This is a genomic window from Marinobacter flavimaris (assembly GCF_002933295.1).
GTDB lineage: Bacteria > Pseudomonadota > Gammaproteobacteria > Pseudomonadales > Oleiphilaceae > Marinobacter > Marinobacter flavimaris.
Genome location: NZ_PSSW01000004.1, coordinates 254547 through 272127, shown reverse-complemented (window position 1 = coordinate 272127; position 17581 = coordinate 254547). Strand labels below are relative to the sequence as shown.

Annotated in this window: 14 protein-coding genes; 10 read left to right on the top strand and 4 right to left on the bottom strand. The window is 57.6% G+C overall.

The genetic code is table 11. The features are described from left to right. Positions 1 to 44: 44 nt before the first annotated feature. A complete protein-coding gene (locus tag MDHKLMBL_RS09740) occupies positions 45 to 371 on the bottom strand; it encodes a carboxymuconolactone decarboxylase family protein (protein ID WP_081467548.1) in 327 nt (108 codons plus the stop codon). A 785-nt stretch (positions 372 to 1156) separates the two neighbouring features. Here MDHKLMBL_RS09740 and MDHKLMBL_RS09730 point away from each other — a divergent pair. Next, positions 1157 to 3145: a putative bifunctional diguanylate cyclase/phosphodiesterase gene (locus tag MDHKLMBL_RS09730; protein WP_008175413.1), complete on the top strand. Its 1989-nt coding sequence runs from the start codon at positions 1157 to 1159 to the stop codon at positions 3143 to 3145. Between the two features lie 10 nt (positions 3146 to 3155). Here MDHKLMBL_RS09730 and ubiT read toward each other — a convergent pair whose 3' ends face one another. From ubiT to MDHKLMBL_RS09715, 3 genes are all read right to left on the bottom strand, one after another. Then, positions 3156 to 3647 (bottom strand): ubiquinone anaerobic biosynthesis accessory factor UbiT, encoded by a 492-nt coding sequence (ubiT, locus tag MDHKLMBL_RS09725; RefSeq protein WP_241956212.1) that lies wholly within the window; start codon positions 3645 to 3647, stop codon positions 3156 to 3158. Positions 3648 to 3715: 68 nt separating this feature from the next. After that, positions 3716 to 4375, bottom strand: coding sequence for a two-component system response regulator NarL (gene narL, locus MDHKLMBL_RS09720; protein WP_104270714.1), 660 nt, complete (start codon positions 4373 to 4375; stop codon positions 3716 to 3718). A 17-nt stretch (positions 4376 to 4392) separates the two neighbouring features. After that, entirely contained in the window at positions 4393 to 6252 is a 1860-nt protein-coding gene (locus tag MDHKLMBL_RS09715) for a HAMP domain-containing protein (protein WP_104270713.1), read from the bottom strand. Between the two features lie 181 nt (positions 6253 to 6433). Here MDHKLMBL_RS09715 and MDHKLMBL_RS09710 point away from each other — a divergent pair, with 181 nt between their 5' ends. From MDHKLMBL_RS09710 to MDHKLMBL_RS09670, 9 genes are all read left to right on the top strand, one after another. Further along, the gene (locus MDHKLMBL_RS09710; protein WP_104270712.1) at positions 6434 to 7702 is read left to right on the top strand and encodes an MFS transporter; all 1269 of its coding nucleotides are present in this window, start codon (positions 6434 to 6436) and stop codon (positions 7700 to 7702) included. A gap of 130 nt (positions 7703 to 7832) precedes the next feature. After that, complete coding sequence (locus MDHKLMBL_RS09705; RefSeq protein WP_104270757.1) at positions 7833 to 11576, top strand: nitrate reductase subunit alpha; 3744 nt, start codon at positions 7833 to 7835, stop codon at positions 11574 to 11576. Beyond that, positions 11573 to 13147, top strand: coding sequence for a nitrate reductase subunit beta (narH, locus tag MDHKLMBL_RS09700; protein WP_008175403.1), 1575 nt, complete (start codon positions 11573 to 11575; stop codon positions 13145 to 13147). Before MDHKLMBL_RS09705 ends, narH begins: the two co-directional genes overlap by 4 nt. A gap of 10 nt (positions 13148 to 13157) precedes the next feature. Continuing rightward, the gene (gene narJ / locus MDHKLMBL_RS09695; RefSeq protein ID WP_008175401.1) at positions 13158 to 13898 is read left to right on the top strand and encodes a nitrate reductase molybdenum cofactor assembly chaperone; all 741 of its coding nucleotides are present in this window, start codon (positions 13158 to 13160) and stop codon (positions 13896 to 13898) included. A 23-nt stretch (positions 13899 to 13921) separates the two neighbouring features. Next, positions 13922 to 14599 carry a respiratory nitrate reductase subunit gamma gene (gene narI, locus MDHKLMBL_RS09690; protein WP_104270756.1) on the top strand — a complete coding sequence of 226 codons (678 nt, stop codon included), beginning with the start codon at positions 13922 to 13924 and terminating at the stop codon, positions 14597 to 14599. Positions 14600 to 14663: 64 nt separating this feature from the next. Then, on the top strand, positions 14664 to 15470 hold the full coding sequence (locus MDHKLMBL_RS09685; protein WP_104270755.1) for a peptidylprolyl isomerase: 807 nt from the start codon (positions 14664 to 14666) through the stop codon (positions 15468 to 15470). A gap of 341 nt (positions 15471 to 15811) precedes the next feature. Next, the gene (locus tag MDHKLMBL_RS09680) at positions 15812 to 16561 is read left to right on the top strand and encodes a Crp/Fnr family transcriptional regulator (protein WP_008175395.1); all 750 of its coding nucleotides are present in this window, start codon (positions 15812 to 15814) and stop codon (positions 16559 to 16561) included. Between the two features lie 43 nt (positions 16562 to 16604). Beyond that, the gene (locus MDHKLMBL_RS09675; protein WP_053112952.1) at positions 16605 to 16991 is read left to right on the top strand and encodes a putative zinc-binding protein; all 387 of its coding nucleotides are present in this window, start codon (positions 16605 to 16607) and stop codon (positions 16989 to 16991) included. A gap of 36 nt (positions 16992 to 17027) precedes the next feature. Beyond that, positions 17028 to 17429, top strand: a complete 402-nt coding sequence (locus MDHKLMBL_RS09670) for a hypothetical protein (RefSeq protein ID WP_053112951.1) — start codon at positions 17028 to 17030, stop codon at positions 17427 to 17429. Positions 17430 to 17581 lie beyond the last annotated feature (152 nt).

Genomic DNA, 17581 nt, shown 5'->3' with positions numbered 1-17581 from the left:
AGATTGCTGAAAACGCTCGCACCTTCTTGGTCTGTCGGCGAACCTTATTCCTGGCTGAGCGCTTCCTGAGCCCACTGCCAAGCGGCAACCGTCGCCGGAAAGCCTATCGAATTCATGCCCAGCACCAGCGCGTGCTCGATTTCCTCACGTGTGAGGCCCAGTTCCAGACTACGACGAATGTGGGACTTCAACGCGGATTCGCGACCCGCACCAACGCAAACGCCGAGCTTTACCAAAGCGCGCATTTTTTCATCCAGAGGGCCAGCATCGGCGAGGGCTTTACCAAGCTGTTTATGCGCTTGTTGCAGCTCTGGAAACCGTTCGCTGAAGGCAACGAAAGTTTTGGGGAGTTCGCTGTCGTGTTTATTCATTTGATTGCCTCGTTTGCGGGTTCCGCCAAGCCTCCGTGGTCGGTTTCACCGGTGAAGAGATTCTGATATTAAACGAAAACCTTACCTGACATTGCAGGATTATAGAATCGGTAAATGCATTCAGATAATGCAGCCTCTGCCGTATCCAGGCGTCAATAGCGTCAGTTTGCACATGCTAATCGACCAACTATTCGTGTTGGCGGCTTATTTGCAATTTTTCAGAGAAATTACCAGTGTTCAGCGAGATTAGGCTGCGGCTTCTACTCGGTCCCGCCCATTGGCTTTGGCCTTGAACAACGCCATATCCGCTCGCATTAAAGCTTGGCACGGCAGCTCATTGGGGGAAACTTCAGCAACCCCCAGACTAATCGTCTGATGGCCGACCAGGGGAAACGACATTTCCTTAATCCTTTTTCGCAAAGCATCTGCCAAAAGCAGAGCGCCCCAGAGGCTCACGCCAGCAGCATTGGCCCAGACAATGTTGAGATGTTGTATATCAAAAACCCAGAGTGGGGTTTGTAATCGGTCAGCCACCAAAGTGGGTGGTTGTAACGTCCTGTGGGAGTTTTGGGATAGGCTGTTCATCGGTTCAACGAGATTGAGTTCCAGAGTTTGCTGTTTAATTTTCGCCCACTATCAGCGTCGTTGCGATACCCATAACAGGTCCACCTAATCATGGGTAAGTGCAGACTTAACTGACTAGTCGCGCTGAACGATTCGGCAGGTTGTTGTCTGCGTCTTGCGCTATTCTGTGACTACCGGCTTTTCGATAGAGGTGATATCAGTTGGCGAAATCACAGTTTGACGGATCAACGACTTTCGAGATTTTTCCCTGGAACAGGAATTTTGAGACCGGGTTTGGGGATATTGATGATCAGCATAAAGCCCTGGTGGAGATTCTGAATCGACTAGCGTGGCATTTTGCCTCAGATGCTTCGGAAATGACGGCAGATCGGGTAATGGACGAACTGCTGTCTTATGCATCCTATCACTTCCAGTTTGAAGAGCAGATCTGGGATCGCGCCCTGGGCGATTCGGAAATGGCCAAGAATCACCACGACAACCACCAAATGTTTTTTGCGCGAATTCAGATGCTCAAGCAAGGGCCTGGATCCCACGAAGAAAAACTGACCGAGCTATTTGACTATCTTACCAAGTGGCTGGCTTTTCATATTCTTGAATCAGACCGACGTATGGCGCTTACCATTCGGGCGATGGATCAGGGGCTAACGGTCGGAGAGGCGAGCGAGAAGGTGGATTCCGAGTTGAGCGGTTCCATTTCTGTGCTGGTCAGCGCGCTGCTCGAAATCTATGGCAAATTGTCTGCAAGCACCATTCAGTTGATGCGGGAAAAAATGGCGCGACTGCGAACCGAAGATGAACTGCACCGTCTTCAGCAAGAGCAAATAAAGGAGGCCTTGGATAATCAGGCCAGCGAATATCAAATACAACTGGAAGCGCTCGCATTTGAGGATCCGTTGACAGGCTTGTTAAACAGAAATGGAATCGTTCAAGCACTCAGGAAGCAGTTACAAGGAATAGGTCAGAGTGGGTCGGGCTGGTCGGGTGCTGTGGTTGCTATTGATCTTGATGATTTTGTGATGATCAATGCCACGCTCGGCGAAGACACCGCCGATTATTTCCTCAAGCTTCTCACGCGACGTTGGCTTGATTCAATCCCGTCGGGAGCCCGCCTCGCCCGAACAGGGGGCGATGAGTTTATACTGCTACTACCAGATACGAGCGAAATAGAATCCACGCTCGAAGCTCTGCGCCTATCGGGCCTGCAGGCCTTTCATCTGAATGATCAGCAAGTGATCGTCGAATTCACGGCCGGTATCGTGTTTGTCGTGGAGCAGACGGTTTCGGATGCTGATAGTTTGCTTCGCAAAGCGAACCAGACACTGTTCCTTGCCAAGCACGAAGCGAAAGGCGACTGGCTATATCTGGATGCTGAAGAACAGGGCCGTTACCGTGCCAGAGAGATAATTCTGTCAGGAATCCGTGAGGCCCTTACCAGAAACAATTTCCGGCTCCTGTATCAGCCCAAAGTTAACCTGCGAACGGGCGAGATCGTCGGGGCTGAGGCGCTGATACGCTGGCAACACCCGGACAAAGGGTTGATGTCTCCGGGCAAGTTTCTGCCGGCAATTGAACACCACAATCTGAGCATCTCAGTTGGGGAGTGGGTTCTGCGGGAATCGCTGCGGCAAATGCAACGTTGGGATCAGCAGAACCTCGAACTGAAGGTGAGCGTTAACATTGCTGCCTTGCATCTGCAGTCCGAGGCGTTTCCTGAGACCCTGACAAATATTCTCAAGGAATTTCCGGACATCAATCCCTCTCGACTGGATCTTGAGATTCTTGAATCCGCAACGCTGGGTGATCTGGGGCAGGCCGTGGCTACCATCTCAGCGTGCCAGGCTCTGGGTGTGGTTTTCTCACTCGATGATTTTGGAACCGGCTACTCTTCATTGTCGTATCTTAAACAGCTGCCAGTAGAAACTCTGAAACTCGACAGGGAATTCGTTTCTGGCGCCGAAAATGATCTGGAAAACCACTCGATACTCCGGAGTGTTATCGAGTTGTCCCGGGTATTTCGCAAACAATTTATTGCGGAAGGTGTGGAGACGGTTCGTCAGGGTGAAATCTTGCTGGAGCTTGGTTGTGAGGTCGCACAGGGCTATGCCATCTCGCCGCCAATGGAGCCCGAAAAGCTGCCAGCATGGGTTGCCAGTTGGCGGCCCTTTCCCGAATGGCTAAAACATCGCTAACGCAAGAGAGCTATTGCCGCAACAGATTTCGCAGACTGAGACACCACTCCAGGCTATCCAGCAGGTTTTTTACGCCCAGGCCCAGCTCCGTGTCACCTTCGATAACCAGCTTGCGCTGGAAAAACAGCTGATCTGGGTCCTGTCGACGTTCTGCCAGGGTTCTGAAGGCGGTCAGCGAGCCCCGGATGGTTGCCTCCCCGGGGCCGTCGATCACCCTGAGTCGGCCGGCCCAGAAGCCAATGGTGATACCGGGTTGTCCGCCATTCACCTCCAGGCGAATACGGCGGCCTTCGAAGTCATCGAATTCTCCGTCATCGATTGCCTGGGCAAAGATGCGATTAAGCGGCGCTTCTGCAGCCAGCTGCTTCAGGGGCACCGGGATTCGGCGATCAATAGCGCCTAGCATGGGCACAGGGGAGGGCAGGTACTCCCGAAGGACCGAAAGCGTTTGCCCCACGAGGGGAGAGTTCAGGGAGGTGATGGAAGCTAGTGGAAAAGCCATGCTTTACTCCGGGCGGTCAGTAACCGGCCTAGAGTAAAGCAAAGTGCTCTGGAACGATTTGATATAACTCAGCCCTTGTGCAGGCCTTCTTCCACCGCCCAGACGGCCACTTCCACCCGTGAGCGCAGGTTCAGTTTCTTCAGCAGGTGTTTCACATGGACCTTGACGGTGCCGTCGCTGATGTCGAGCTTGCGACCAATCATCTTGTTGGAGAGGCCCTCGGCAATCAGGCGCAGAATATCCTTCTCCCGCGGCGTCAGGCTGTCGAAATCCGGGCGTGATGCCTGCTGGGGCTTGTTGGAGCGCAATGCCTCTGCCAACAGCGTGGTCAGTCGGTCACTGATCACCATTTTGCCGACCGCCGCCTGATGGAGCTGGTTGATCATGTCTTCCGGTTCCATGTCCTTCAGCAGGTAGCCGTCTGCACCGGCCCGCAGTGCCGCTACCACGTCATCTTCCTGGTCCGACACGGTGAACATCACAATGCGGGAGCTGATATTCTGTTCCCGCAGTTTCTTCAGGGCCACAATACCGTCCATCTCGGGCATGTTCAGGTCCATCAGGATCAGGTCGGGCTCCAGCTCAGTGGCCAGCCGAATGCCGTCGGCGGCGTTACTGGCCTCCCCGGCCACAACCATATCGTCTTCCATGTCGATCAGTTGTTTGATGCCCTGGCGAAGAAGCGGGTGATCGTCGATCAACAGAATACTTGCGGGTGACTCAGACATCGGGTTCTCTCTTATTGTCAGGCGTTTGATGCTTCTGTGGGAATCAGGTTCCGGCTTTTGGGGACGTAGCCCAGGGTGACTTCCACACCCCCTTCCTCCCGGTTGCTTACTTCGACTTTGCCGCCCAGCGTTCGGGCACGATCCTGCATGATGATCAGGCCGTAGTGATTGACGGGCTGATCACTGCCGGGCAGCCCCTTGCCATTGTCCCGAATCCGAACCCGCACCTGCGGTGATTCGAACAGGACATCCACGGTTATGTCTGTGGCATCCGCATGTTTAACCGCGTTGGCCAGACCTTCCCTCACGATCTGAAGGGTATGGATCTCCTCGTTTGGCGACAAGGTTTGCGGTGGCAGATTGTAGTGCAGCTCAACCGGTTTACCCAACCGCTCCGAGAACTCTTCAATGGTCTTTTGGAGGGCAGTGAACAGGTCCGGCGTATCTAGCTTCAGGCGGAAGGTAGCCAGCAGCTCCCTGAGCTGCCGGTAAGCACTGTTCAGGCCGTTACTCAGTTCATCGAGAATGGCCTCGTGAATCTCTTGCTTCTCGCCCTCAATATTGAGACGGCGCAATCGGGCCACCTGCATTTTCAGGTATGACAGTGACTGGGCCAGAGAATCATGAAGCTCCCGCGCGATCACGGTGCGCTCCTCGGCGAGGGTCTGCTGCTGCTCCTCGGTGATCTGACGTTCCAGAAAAATGGCGGTGGCCAGCTGGTCGCTGAGGGTTTCCAGCAGGCGGCGGTTGGTTTTTGACAGACCTTCCTTGGCCGGGTACCAGACTTCCAAAGTACCCAGTAATTCCCCGGGGGTACGAATTGGAAGCAGCAACCTACGCCCGTCGTTGTCTTCGATCGGCAGCTCATCATAAACCTCGGGCGTAACGAGGCAGGCATCGCAGTTATGGTCACGGCAGTAGAAGGGCCTCTCCCGGGAGGCGGTGGTGATGGCCTCTATCGGTTCAGCCGATTGTCTGTCATGAAGAAACAGACGAATGGGTCCGATGCCCAGAAGCTGCTCCAGCTTCTGAAGCATGGGGATCGCCCCGTGACACAGGTCGTGCTTGGCGAACAGGTCGCGGCTTGCCGAGTGCAGCAGCTGGAGGGCCGTGTGGCTTTTTTCGAGCTCTTCCGTTTTCAGGCGCGCCCGTTCCTCCAGCTCGTGGTAAGTCAATGCCAGCTCGCTGGTCATCTGGTCGAAGGCCTGGCCCAGTTGCGCGAGCTCGTCAGAGCCGGCCAGGTCGGCTCTGCGGGAGAAATCCTGTTCGCCAACGGCGTTGGCAATGCTCACCAGCTTTCGCAATGGCCGCAGAATCCGGTTTTTCAGGTCAATGAATAGCGCGACGATGATCAGGATTGAAAAGGCCAGACTGATGATCTGGATCAGGTGCAGCAGGTCAATGCGCGCCTCGGTGCGTTGTTCCAGCATCTTGACCAGCTGGTCCACTCGATCAACGTATTGCTGCGTTGAGGCGAGCATATTCACGGTTATGGGCGTGCCCTGATCGTGATTCTGCATGGCCGGCCGGAGCATGGTTTGCCAGGATTCCAGAATCATCTGGTACTGAATGGCAAGCGGATGCTCCCGGCTCGCGGGGATCGCATGGGTAATGCTCGAATCGGCCAGCTTGGCCTCATAACGGTCGAGCATCTGCACGATGGAGTCTAACCCCGAGGCCGGCGCTTCCGGGCCGGCACTCCGGGCCAGTAACTGGAATGCCCCCATGCGCAAGGCACCTGCCAGATTGATGGCAGTGGCATTGCCTTCAATGCTTTTGGACACCGCAAGCGTGGTCGCCATGCTGACAATGGCTGTCAGCACCACGGCGCCAACGACGATGGCGATTCGGGTAACAAGCGGGCTTCTGGATGTCATTGAGTCTTTTGCGAATCGATGTATTTGGCGGGACGGACTGAATTATGCCCGGCCCGGACAGTCCCTGATACCTCCTTGAGGATAGTCAATTACCCCAATGGTTGGTAACCCATCATAATCTTTGACCCTTTTGTGATCAAAAGATGAAACTGAAAAGCAGGTTTTTAGCAGAGCAAAAGTAATGAAGTCCGAAAGGGATGGTGCAGAGGACCGGCTAGCGTCACTGGCGGTGGTGCTGCCGCTGGCGATGGCGGGCTTCGTTGTTGCTGCCGGATGCTGGACCCTGTTCGCGGTAGCCGGAGTCCACCTGCGCCTGGAACTGGATCTCAGCGACATCCAGTTTGGCTTCCTGCTGGCGATGCCGATGGCGGTTGGGGCAGCACTCGCCGTTCCGGCAGGGATTGCTGCACAGAAATTCGGTGCCCGTCGGATCATGCTGATCTGTCTGGCCGGACTTGCCGCCTGCATGCTGATACTTTTAATCACCGACACCTTTCCAGGCTACCTGATCGCCGCTGGCGGATTGGGGCTGGCGGGCGGATTCTACAGTGCCGGGTTACAGTTCGTGACGGGACACTGTGAATCTCCACGCCTGGGCCTTGTCCTGGGGGTATTCGGTGCCGGAGTCACCGGCGCCGGATTCAACTACTACCTGGTGCCTCTGTTTCATGAAGCTTTTTCCTGGCACGGGGTGCCGCTGGCGTACCTCATCGTCCTGGTGCTGGTTCTTGCTTTGCTGGTCATGCTGACCGATCCGGAAGACGCGGCGGCGGACCCGAGCGCTGAAACGTCAGTCAGGGTCTTGTTGCGCCAGATGCAGTCAAGGAGAGCCGGTCAACTCTGCGGCTATTTTGGCATTGTCGCCGGTAGTTTTTTTGCCCTGGCGTTGTGGCTGCCGGATTATCTGTCGTCACAGTTCGAGCTGCCGGTGGATTCCGGTGCCCGGCTGGCGCAATGGTTTGTTATTCCGGGAGCCCTGGCCCAGATCGCTGGCGGAGGTTTTTCCGATCGGTTCGGCAGTGCAAGAGTTGTCAGCCGCGCTCTGGTTGTCTGCCTGATTGCGCTGTTTGTTCTGTCCTACCCACCCATGACGCTCTTCATCCAGGGCGTCGACGCCATGATCCGTGTTGAATTTGCCCTGCCCATGCAGGTCGAGAGCGTGTTTGTGGTGACTCTCGGGCTGGCCATGGGTTGCACCATGGGTAGTCTCCAGCGGCTGGTCATTATCGAAAATCGGCCTGTGGCGGCCTTTGTTGCCGGGCTGCTTCTGGTAAGCGCCTGTTCCGTGGCGTTTCTTCTACCAGTGATCTTCAGCAGTGTGAACCACTGGCTGGGCATCCGCAGTGCGGTCTTCATGATTCTCTTCCTCTTACTTGTGGGCTGCCTGTTCCTGTTTGCCCGGGAAAGTCGCCGGCACGAGCGCGAGCACCTTCTCCACCCGGGGATATAGGCCGCCTACCCCCTGGGTGGTAGAAGCGGGTTATGAGGTAGTAACCACGCAGATTTCGCGGTTTTTCTCACACACAATGGTCTCAAATCGGAGCAACGATCCAGCAGACGGGTTGATGGAGAAAGAGACCATGAGTCATTTGATCGATAAACTGAATTACTTCAGGAAGAAGCGCGAGCCGTTCGCCAACGGCCATGGCGAAACCCACGAAGTCAGTCGCGAGTGGGAAGACAGCTACCGCCAGCGCTGGCAGCACGACAAGATCGTGCGTTCCACCCATGGCGTAAACTGCACCGGCTCCTGCAGCTGGAAAATTTACGTCAAGAACGGCCTGGTTACCTGGGAAACCCAGCAGACCGATTACCCCCGTACCCGCCCGGATCTGCCCAACCATGAGCCCCGTGGTTGCCCCCGCGGTGCCAGCTACTCCTGGTACATGTACAGCGCCAACCGCCTGAAATACCCGCTGATGCGCAAGCACCTGATGAAGCTGTGGCGCGCGGCAAAAGTTGAGCACAAGGATCCGGTGGATGCCTGGGCCTCCATTGTTGAAGATCCCAAGAAAACGGCGGAATACAAGCCTCGCCGGGGTATGGGCGGGTTCGTGCGTTCCAGCTGGGACGAAGTCAACGAGCTGATTGGCGCCTCCAACGTTTACACCGCCAAAAAGCATGGCCCAGACCGCATCATCGGCTTCTCGCCGATTCCTGCCATGTCCATGGTCTCCTACGCAGCCGGCAGCCGTTACCTGTCCATGATCGGTGGCGTCTGCATGAGCTTCTACGACTGGTACTGCGACCTGCCGCCGGCCTCCCCGCAAACCTGGGGTGAGCAGACCGACGTGCCTGAATCCGCAGACTGGTACAACTCCGGCTATATCATTGCCTGGGGCTCCAACGTACCCCAGACCCGTACCCCGGACGCCCACTTCTTTACCGAAGTTCGCTACAAGGGCACCAAGACCGTCGCCATTACTCCGGATTACGCCGAAGTCTCCAAGCTGTCCGACGAGTGGATGAACCCCAAGCAGGGCACCGATGCCGCTCTGGGCATGGCCATGGGCCACGTGATCCTGAAAGAGTTCCACGTCGACAACCCCAGTGAGTACTTCACCGACTACGTGCGTCGCTACACCGACATGCCTTACCTGGTCATGCTGGAAGAGAAGGATGACGGCAGCTTCGTGCCGGGCCGCTTCCTGCGCGCCAGTGACCTGGTGGACGGTCTGGGTGAAGAAAACAACCCCGAGTGGAAAACCATCGCCATTGATGAAGCCTCCGGTGAGCTGACGGCTCCCAATGGTTCCATTGGCTACCGCTGGGGTGAAAAGGGCAAGTGGAACCTGAAGCAGACCGCCAAAGGCTCCGACGTCAACCTGCAGCTGTCCATGGTCGAGAAGCACGATGACGTTGTGGACGTCGCCTTCCCGTACTTCGGTGGTATCGAGCATGATCACTTCAAACACGTGGAAATCAAGGACATCCTCAAGCACAAGCTGGGTACCCGCAAAGTGCAGCTTGCGGACGGCTCCGAAGGACGTGTGGTTACCGTCTATGACCTGATGGTCGCCAACTACGGCATTAGCCGTGGCCTGGGCGAGGATGACGGTGCCACTTCCTATGACGAAGTTAAGCCTTACACCCCGGCCTGGCAGGAAAAGATCACCGGCGTCCCCGCCGAGAAAGTGATCCGCATTGCCCGTGAGTTCGCCGATAACGCCGACAAGACCAAGGGCCGTTCCATGGTCATCGTCGGTGCCGGTATGAACCACTGGTACCACATGGACATGAACTACCGCGGCCTGATCAACATGCTGATCATGTGTGGCTGCATCGGCCAGAGCGGTGGCGGTTGGGCTCACTACGTAGGCCAGGAAAAACTGCGTCCGCAGACCGGCTGGCAGCCCCTGGCCTTTGGTCTGGACTGGCAGCGTCCGCCCCGGCATATGAACTCCACCTCCTTCTTCTACGCCCATTCTGGCCAGTGGCGTTACGAGAAGCTGGGTGTCGACGAGATCCTGTCGCCGCTGGCGGACAAGTCCAAATTCGGCGGTAGCCTGATTGACTACAACGTGCGCGCCGAGCGCATGGGCTGGCTGCCGTCTGCCCCGCAGCTCAACCGCAACCCGTTGGGTATTGCTGCTGAGGCAGAAAAAGCCGGAATGGAAGTGTCGGACTATGTGGCGCAGTCCATGAAAGACGGCTCCCTGGCGTTTGCCAGTGAGGATCCGGAAGCGCCCCAGAACCATCCGCGCAATATGTTTATCTGGCGATCCAACCTGCTGGGGTCCTCCGGTAAGGGCCACGAGTACATGCTCAAGTACCTGCTGGGTACCAAGAGCGGCCTGCAGGGCAAGGATCTGGGCCACGAAGGTGGCGCCAAGCCGAAAGAGGTCAAATGGCATGACGAAGCGCCGGAAGGCAAACTCGACCTGCTGGTGACCCTTGACTTCCGCATGTCCACCACCTGTCTGTATTCCGACATCGTTCTGCCGACGGCCACCTGGTACGAGAAGAACGATCTGAATACCTCCGACATGCACCCGTTCATCCACCCGCTGACCGCCGCTACCGATCCGGCCTGGGAAGCGCGCAGTGACTGGGAGATCTACAAGGGCATCGCCAAGGCGTTCTCCAAAGCCACCGAAGGCCACCTGGGTGTCGAGAAAGACGTGGTTACCCTGCCGCTGCTGCACGACGCTCCGGCCGAGCTGGGCCAGCCGTTCGATGTGAAGGATTGGAAGCGGGGCGAGTGCGACCTGATCCCGGGCAAGACCGCGCCCAACTTCATCACCGTTGAGCGGGACTACCCGAACACCTACGCGCGCTTCACTTCGCTTGGTCCTTTGATGGACAAGCTGGGTAACGGTGGCAAGGGCATCAACTGGAACACCGAGAAAGAAGTGACGTTCCTGGGTGACCTGAACTACAAGCACATCGACGGAGCCAACGCCGGCCGTCCGAAGATTGAAAGCGCCATTGATGCCGCGGAAGTGATCCTGACCCTGGCCCCGGAAACCAACGGCCAGGTTGCGGTGAAAGCCTGGGCTGCGTTGTCAGAAATGACCGGTCTGGACCACACCCATCTGGCGAAGAACAAGGAAGAGGAGAAGATCCGCTTCCGGGACATCGTGGCGCAGCCGCGCAAGATCATCTCCAGCCCAACCTGGTCTGGTCTTGAAGACGAGCATGTCTCCTACAACGCGGGTTACACCAACGTCCATGAGCTGATCCCCTGGCGCACCCTGACTGGTCGTCAGCAGTTCTACCAGGACCACGAGTGGATGCGCGCCTTCGGCGAGAGCCTGCTTGTGTATCGCCCGCCGATCAACACCAAGACGGTCAGCAGCATGATCAACCAGCGCAGCAACGGCAACGCCGAGAAAGCGTTGAACTGGATCACGCCGCACCAGAAGTGGGGTATCCACAGCACCTACAGCGACAACCTGTTGATGCTCACCCTGTCCCGCGGTGGCCCGATTGTGTGGCTGAGTGAGGACGACGCCAAAGAACTGGCCATTGAGGACAACGACTGGATCGAGCTGTTCAACGCCAATGGCGCCATTGCAGCCCGGGCGGTTGTGAGTCAGCGGGTGATGCCCGGCATGGTGATGATGTACCACGCCCAGGAGCGGATCGTGAACATTCCGGGCTCGGAAATCACCGGTACCCGTGGCGGTATCCACAACTCGGTCACCCGGGTGTGCCCGAAGCCGACCCACATGATCGGCGGCTACGCCCAGTATTCCTACGGCTTCAACTACTACGGAACCGTAGGTTCCAACCGCGACGAATTCGTGGTGGTTCGCAAGATGCACAACGTCGACTGGCTCGACGGTGAAGGCAATGACACTGTTCAGGAGGCTGTAAAATGAAGATCCGTTCCCAAGTCGGCATGGTGCTGAACCTGGACAAGTGCATCGGTTGCCACACCTGTTCAGTGACCTGCAAAAACGTATGGACCAGCCGTGAAGGCATGGAATACGCCTGGTTCAACAACGTCGAGACCAAGCCCGGTATCGGCTACCCGAAAGAGTGGGAGAACCAGGACAAGTGGAAGGGCGGCTGGATGCGTGACAGCTCCGGCAAGATCCGCCCGAAGATCGGTGGCCGTTTCCGGGTACTGGCGAACATCTTCGCCAACCCGGACCTGCCCCAGATTGACGACTACTACGAGCCGTTCGATTTCGACTACCAGCACCTGCACACCGCTGGCGACAGCAAGCACCAGCCGGTGGCACGGCCGCGCTCGCTGATCTCCGGCCAGCGCATGCAGAAAATCGAATGGGGTCCGAACTGGGAGGAAATCCTCGGTACCGAATTCGCCAAGCGCCGCAAGGACAAGAACTTTGACCAGGTGCAGGCGGACATCTACGGCCAGTTCGAAAACACCTTCATGATGTACCTGCCGCGCCTGTGCGAGCACTGCCTGAACCCGGCGTGTGTTGCCAGCTGCCCGAGTGGTGCCATTTACAAGCGTGAGGAAGACGGCATCGTCCTGATCGACCAGGACAAGTGCCGTGGCTGGCGGATGTGTGTCTCCGGCTGCCCGTACAAGAAGATCTACTTCAACTGGAAAACCGGCAAGTCCGAGAAGTGCATTTTCTGCTACCCGCGGATCGAAGCCGGCATGCCCACCGTGTGCTCCGAGACCTGTGTTGGCCGGATTCGCTACCTCGGTGTGCTGCTGTACGACGCAGACCGCATCGAGGAAGTGGCCAGCGCCCCGGGCGAGCATGAACTCTATGAAAAGCAGCTGGAAATCTTCCTGGACCCGTTCGACCCGAAAGTGATCGAGCAGGCGAAGAAAGATGGCATCCCGATGAACGTGATCGAAGCCGCCCAGCAGAGCCCGGTGTACAAGATGGCGGTGGACTGGAAACTGGCCCTGCCGCTGCACCCGGAATACCGCACCCTGCCCATGGTCTGGTACGTGCCGCCCCTGAGCCCGATCCAGTCCGCGGCGGAAGCCGGCAAGGTCGAATTCGACGGCATACTGCCGAAGATCGAAAGCTTGCGGATCCCGGTGAAGTATCTGGCCAACCTGCTTACAGCTGGTGACGAGAAGCCGATTGTCCGGGCTCTCAAGCGGATCATGGCCATGCGTCTGTACAAGCGTGCCGAGACCGTTGAAGGCAAGGAAGACCTGCGCGCCCTTGAGGAAGCCGGTCTGACCAAGGCCCAGGCGGACGAGATGTACCGCTACCTGGCCATCGCCAACTACGAGGACCGCTTCGTGATTCCCACCAGCCACCGCGAGCTGGCGAAAGAAGCCTTCCCCGATGCCACCGCCCATGGCGAGCGCAACGGTTGCGGCTTCAGCTTCGGTGAAGGCTGCAACGGCGACAGCAAGTTCAACATGTTCGGTGGCCGCAAACAGACCACCAGCATGGTCCAGAAGCTGTCGACCGTGAAGCAGGTTGACCCGAAACAGCTGCAGGAATAAGGAGGCCAAGATGCAACTCTTAAAAGTACTGGCCCGGGTGCTCGAGTACCCGACCGAAGAACTCCAGGCCTCCAAAGATGCCCTGATTGCCGCTGTCCTTGAGGACAGCCGGCTGCCGAGGCAGAACAAGGAGCAACTGCTGCGCTGCGTGGAAATGGTCTGCGATGGCGACCTTCTGGACATGCAGGAGAACTACGTGGGTATGTTCGACAAGGGCCGGGCCACGTCCCTGCTGCTGTTCGAGCACGTGCACGGGGAATCCCGCGACCGTGGCCAGGCCATGGTGGACCTGATGGAAGAATATCGCAGCAACGGTCTGGAAATCGACGCCAGGGAACTGCCGGACTACCTGCCACTGTTCCTGGAATACCTCTCAACCCGACCCTGGGACGAGATCCGGAACTGGTTGGAGGACATCCACCACATCCTGGGCTTGCTGGGTGAGCGTCTGTACCAGCGGGAAAGCTTCTATCACGTGGTGATGGACTCGCTGCTGACCCTCTCCGGGCGTGCGGCAAACCGCCAGGAGCTGGCCCGGATCGTCGCCTCGGAAGAGCGCGACGACACCCCGGAGGCTCTGGACAAGGTCTGGGAAGAGGAAATGGTGAAGTTTGTTGATGATCAGGGCAGCTCCTGCAGTACCGGCAGTGTTGTAGGCCAACGCCGCCGGGAACTGGAACAGACCCAGACCATTCACCTGAGTGATCAGCTGATGACGGACGCAACACCCCGTCAGGCAGGGCGCGCCTGAGGGCGCAGGAGGAAACGGAAATGATGTCCTATCTCAATACACTACTGTTCGGGGTTTATCCCTACATTGCTATCGCGATCCTCGTGATCGGCACCTGGGCCCGTTACGACCAGGGCCAGTTCACCTGGAAAGCCCATTCCAGCCAGATGTTGCGCAAGAAAAACATGGTGATGGCCAGCGTGCTGTTCCACGTCGGCGTACTGGTGATCTTCTTCGGCCATCTGGTGGGCCTGCTGACACCGCACGCGTTCTACGAGCCGTTCATGACACCCGGCACCAAGCAGATCATGGCGATCGTGGTGGGTGGTATTGCCGGCATCATGGCTATCATTGGCGGCGGCATGCTCGCCTGGCGTCGTCTGACTGATCCACGTATCAAGGCCAGCAGCACCTTTGCGGACAACATGATCATCGTCATCCTTGTCATTCAGCTGGCACTCGGCCTGCTGACCATTCTGCCCACCATGGGTCACCTGGATGGCAGCACCATGCTCAAGTTCTCTGCCTGGGCCCAGGGCATTGTCACCCTCCAGGGCGGCGTGGCCGGCTACATTGCCGACGTGCACTGGATCTACAAGACCCACATCTTCCTGGGCCTGACCATCTTCGTACTCTTCCCGTTTACCCGACTGGTGCACATGCTCAGCGTGCCGGTGGAGTATTTCGGGCGCAGGTACCAGGTGGTTCGCAAGCGCGCCTGATGCAAATGAAATCGGGGTCGGATGAAAGCATTCATCTGACCCCATGTTTACCGAGGTTATTGCTATGCAACTCATCCCCGTCGGCGACGCCGAAGAACCCAGAAACCAGTTCCCGCCGGTCACCGTGGGTGAAACCCTCATCGGCGAAGACGACATCGCCCGGGAAATGCAGCACCACCCGGCCGAAGAAGTGGCCGAAGCCTGGCACGACGCTGCCAGAAGCCTCGTCATCCGCGAGCTCCTCCTGCAACAGGCCAGCCGCCTCAAGCTCGACGACATCGCCGACGAGGAAGACCGCATTGCCCGGGTACTGGAACTCGAACTCAACGTCCCGGACCCCACCGAACAGGACTGCGAACGCTTCTATAACGCCAACCCGGCCCGCTTCCGCAGCCCAACGCTGATGGCCGTCAGCCACATCCTCCTCGCTGCTGCCCCGGACGACGTCCAGGAACGCATCCGCCAGGAAGAAGCCGGCCAACAGCTGCTGTCGTCCCTCATCGACGGCCGCTCCCAGTTCGCCGAACTGGCCAAACAATACTCTGCCTGCGAATCCCGCCACCAGGGCGGCAGCCTCGGCCAGATCAGCAAGGGCCAGACAGTGGACGAATTCGAGCGCCCCGTCCTGTCCCTGGAAGAGGGCCTGAACCCGGAACTGATCGAAACCCGCTACGGCTGGCACATCGTCCGCGTCGACCAACGCATCGACGGCCAGCAGCTCCCGTATGAGCACGTCAAACCCCAGATCCGACAGTACCTGAGCGAGAGTGTAACCCGCCGGGCGTTTCGTCAGTACCTGCAGGTTCTGGCAGCGGAAACTGGCGTAGAAGGAGTAGATCTCGAGCTGCCCGACTCGCCACTAATGCAGTAAAAGGCGCGCGACCAAAGCCTGGAGACTGGCAGGAACCCCCTTTCCAAAACTGTCTGCAGCCATGGATGGCTGCAGTCAAGCGCCACATGGATGTGCCGCAAGGAGCGTGTTTTGGAAAGGGGGTTCCTGCCAGTCTGTACTCGATGTTCAGTGCGCCAGGCGCCAGACCTAGCGGTAGCCTTTTCGACTCAAATTAGTTAGCAAAAAAACACTTTGAGTTAGATCAATTACTCCCGAATAACCCCCCGACTACCCCCATGGGGGGAGCGATTTTCCCCCAGTATCCTTCTACTATTTAAATCATGATTTCGCATGCATGAATATGCAGAGAGGATACACCAATGGCACTGACCCAAACGGCCGAAACCCGCTACACCAAACCCGTGCTCGTCGCCGTCAACAAACCCTTTGACGACGAAGACGGCCTCCAGGCCCTGCGCAGCCATCCACTGTTCTCGGAACTCAATGGCAAAGACCTGCAGCACCTGATCCAGCAATCTCGAAGAATCCGCCTTGGCCATCACCAGCTGCTCTATCGCCAGGACATGCCGGCGCACCATTTCTTCTTCGTGATCTCCGGCCGCTTGCGTCTTTACCGCCTGGACTCCTCCGGCATCGACCGAACCCTCGACAGCATCGCCCCTGGCGACTGCTTCGCCGAAGTCATGATCTATGCCGATCCGCCCCGGTATGCCTGCTACGCCGAGGCCCTGAAATCCAGCGAGGTTCTGATGATCCCCGTGAAGGCCTACCAGGACATGCTGGAAAGCAACCCGAAATACGCCCAGGCAGCCCTGCGGCATTACGCCAAACGCGCGGTTTCCCGGTTCCACGACCTGGAAATCATGACCGTGCAGAACGCCCGTGACCGCCTGATCCGCTACCTGATCGACCTGCTGCCCAATGGCGCAGATGAGGGTGGAGAAGTCGAGTTGCCGCTACCCAAGTGCCTGGTGGCCTCCAGGCTGGCCATGCAGCCGGAGACTTTCTCCCGGATTCTGGCGGACCTGAAAGCCAACGGCCTGGTGCGGGTCAACCGCAGCCGACTGTTCATCTCGGATCCGCAGCGTCTGATTGAGATCAGCCAGTAACGGATCACATTCAAACCTCCAGGCTTTTTGGAAAGGGGGACAAGTGACATCGAGAAAGCAACGTCCACTGATTTACTCATGTTCCGGCTGCTCTGATGTGGCGCAGCTGGCCAACAATGTGGCGGTAAGGCTCGATCATGCCGGTGAGTTCGAAATGTCCTGCATCTCCGGCGTCGGCGGCAAGGTGCCGTCCCTGGTGAAAACAGCCAGGTCCGGTCGCCCGATCACCGTTATTGATGGCTGCCCATTGCACTGTGCCCGGGCCTGCCTCGAGAACATCGGTGTTGAGCCCGATGAGCATGTCCGGCTCTACGAATTCGGCTTCAAGAAACATTATGGACAGAGCTACGGCGAAGATGCCGTGGAAGAAGTGTGCGACGAAGTCCGCAGGCTAACCTCGTCCGACCAGCTCATTGCCCGCCAGGCGTAAATCGCAGCGGCCCGGTACCAGTAAGGATTCACCAAAATGATCAGCAGTTACAGTGACCTGATTCAGGCCTCCTATAGCCAGCAGGAACCCCAGCGTCTGCTATTCGTGTTCTGTCGGGCGGAGTTGCCGGATGAGGCCTCCCCGGAGGAAAAAGCCGCTTTTGAACGCGGCGAAGGCGGCGCCCTGACGCCGGTGGTCTGCGTCGATAAAACCCCTGATGAAGCACCGGATTTCGATGTCCTGCATGAAGAATCCCGTGCCACCGGCCAAGCCTGGGATGTGGTGTTCGTTGCCGCCATGTCCGGCCGGGGAGGCACGCCTCCATCCAGTGATGAAGCGCAGCAGCCACTGACCATGATGGTGGAGTCTATCCGCCTCGGCCATATCAGTAATTACCTCCCGCTCGATTCAAACGGAAACGCTGTCAGCCTGGGCTGACAGCGGGTATCTGATCGATTCGTCAGCCAGGTGTATTCAATAAGAGGTATTTGATTTTCCTCTAATTTGCCTAGGCTTAAGCAATAAGGCGCTTTTTTTCAGGGAGTCTTCAGTGTCCGTTTTTTCCCGCTTCGTTTTTCTCTTTTTCGCAT

Bases quoted from the DNA above. Each gene is read 5' to 3' on its own strand.
- ubiT (WP_241956212.1), bottom strand. From the start codon at position 3,647: ATGGCTTTTCCACTAGCTTCCATCACCTCCCTGAACTCTCCCCTCGTG.
- MDHKLMBL_RS09680 (WP_008175395.1), top strand. From the start codon at position 15,812: ATGGCACTGACCCAAACGGCCGAAACCCGCTACACCAAACCCGTGCTC.
- MDHKLMBL_RS09715 (WP_104270713.1), bottom strand. From the start codon at position 6,252: ATGACATCCAGAAGCCCGCTTGTTACCCGAATCGCCATCGTCGTTGGC.
- narL (WP_104270714.1), bottom strand. From the start codon at position 4,375: ATGTCTGAGTCACCCGCAAGTATTCTGTTGATCGACGATCACCCGCTT.
- MDHKLMBL_RS09710 (WP_104270712.1), top strand. From the start codon at position 6,434: ATGAAGTCCGAAAGGGATGGTGCAGAGGACCGGCTAGCGTCACTGGCG.
- MDHKLMBL_RS09685 (WP_104270755.1), top strand. From the start codon at position 14,664: ATGCAACTCATCCCCGTCGGCGACGCCGAAGAACCCAGAAACCAGTTC.
- MDHKLMBL_RS09740 (WP_081467548.1), bottom strand. From the start codon at position 371: ATGAATAAACACGACAGCGAACTCCCCAAAACTTTCGTTGCCTTCAGC.
- narI (WP_104270756.1), top strand. From the start codon at position 13,922: ATGTCCTATCTCAATACACTACTGTTCGGGGTTTATCCCTACATTGCT.
- narJ (WP_008175401.1), top strand. From the start codon at position 13,158: ATGCAACTCTTAAAAGTACTGGCCCGGGTGCTCGAGTACCCGACCGAA.
- MDHKLMBL_RS09705 (WP_104270757.1), top strand. From the start codon at position 7,833: ATGAGTCATTTGATCGATAAACTGAATTACTTCAGGAAGAAGCGCGAG.
- narH (WP_008175403.1), top strand. From the start codon at position 11,573: ATGAAGATCCGTTCCCAAGTCGGCATGGTGCTGAACCTGGACAAGTGC.
- MDHKLMBL_RS09670 (WP_053112951.1), top strand. From the start codon at position 17,028: ATGATCAGCAGTTACAGTGACCTGATTCAGGCCTCCTATAGCCAGCAG.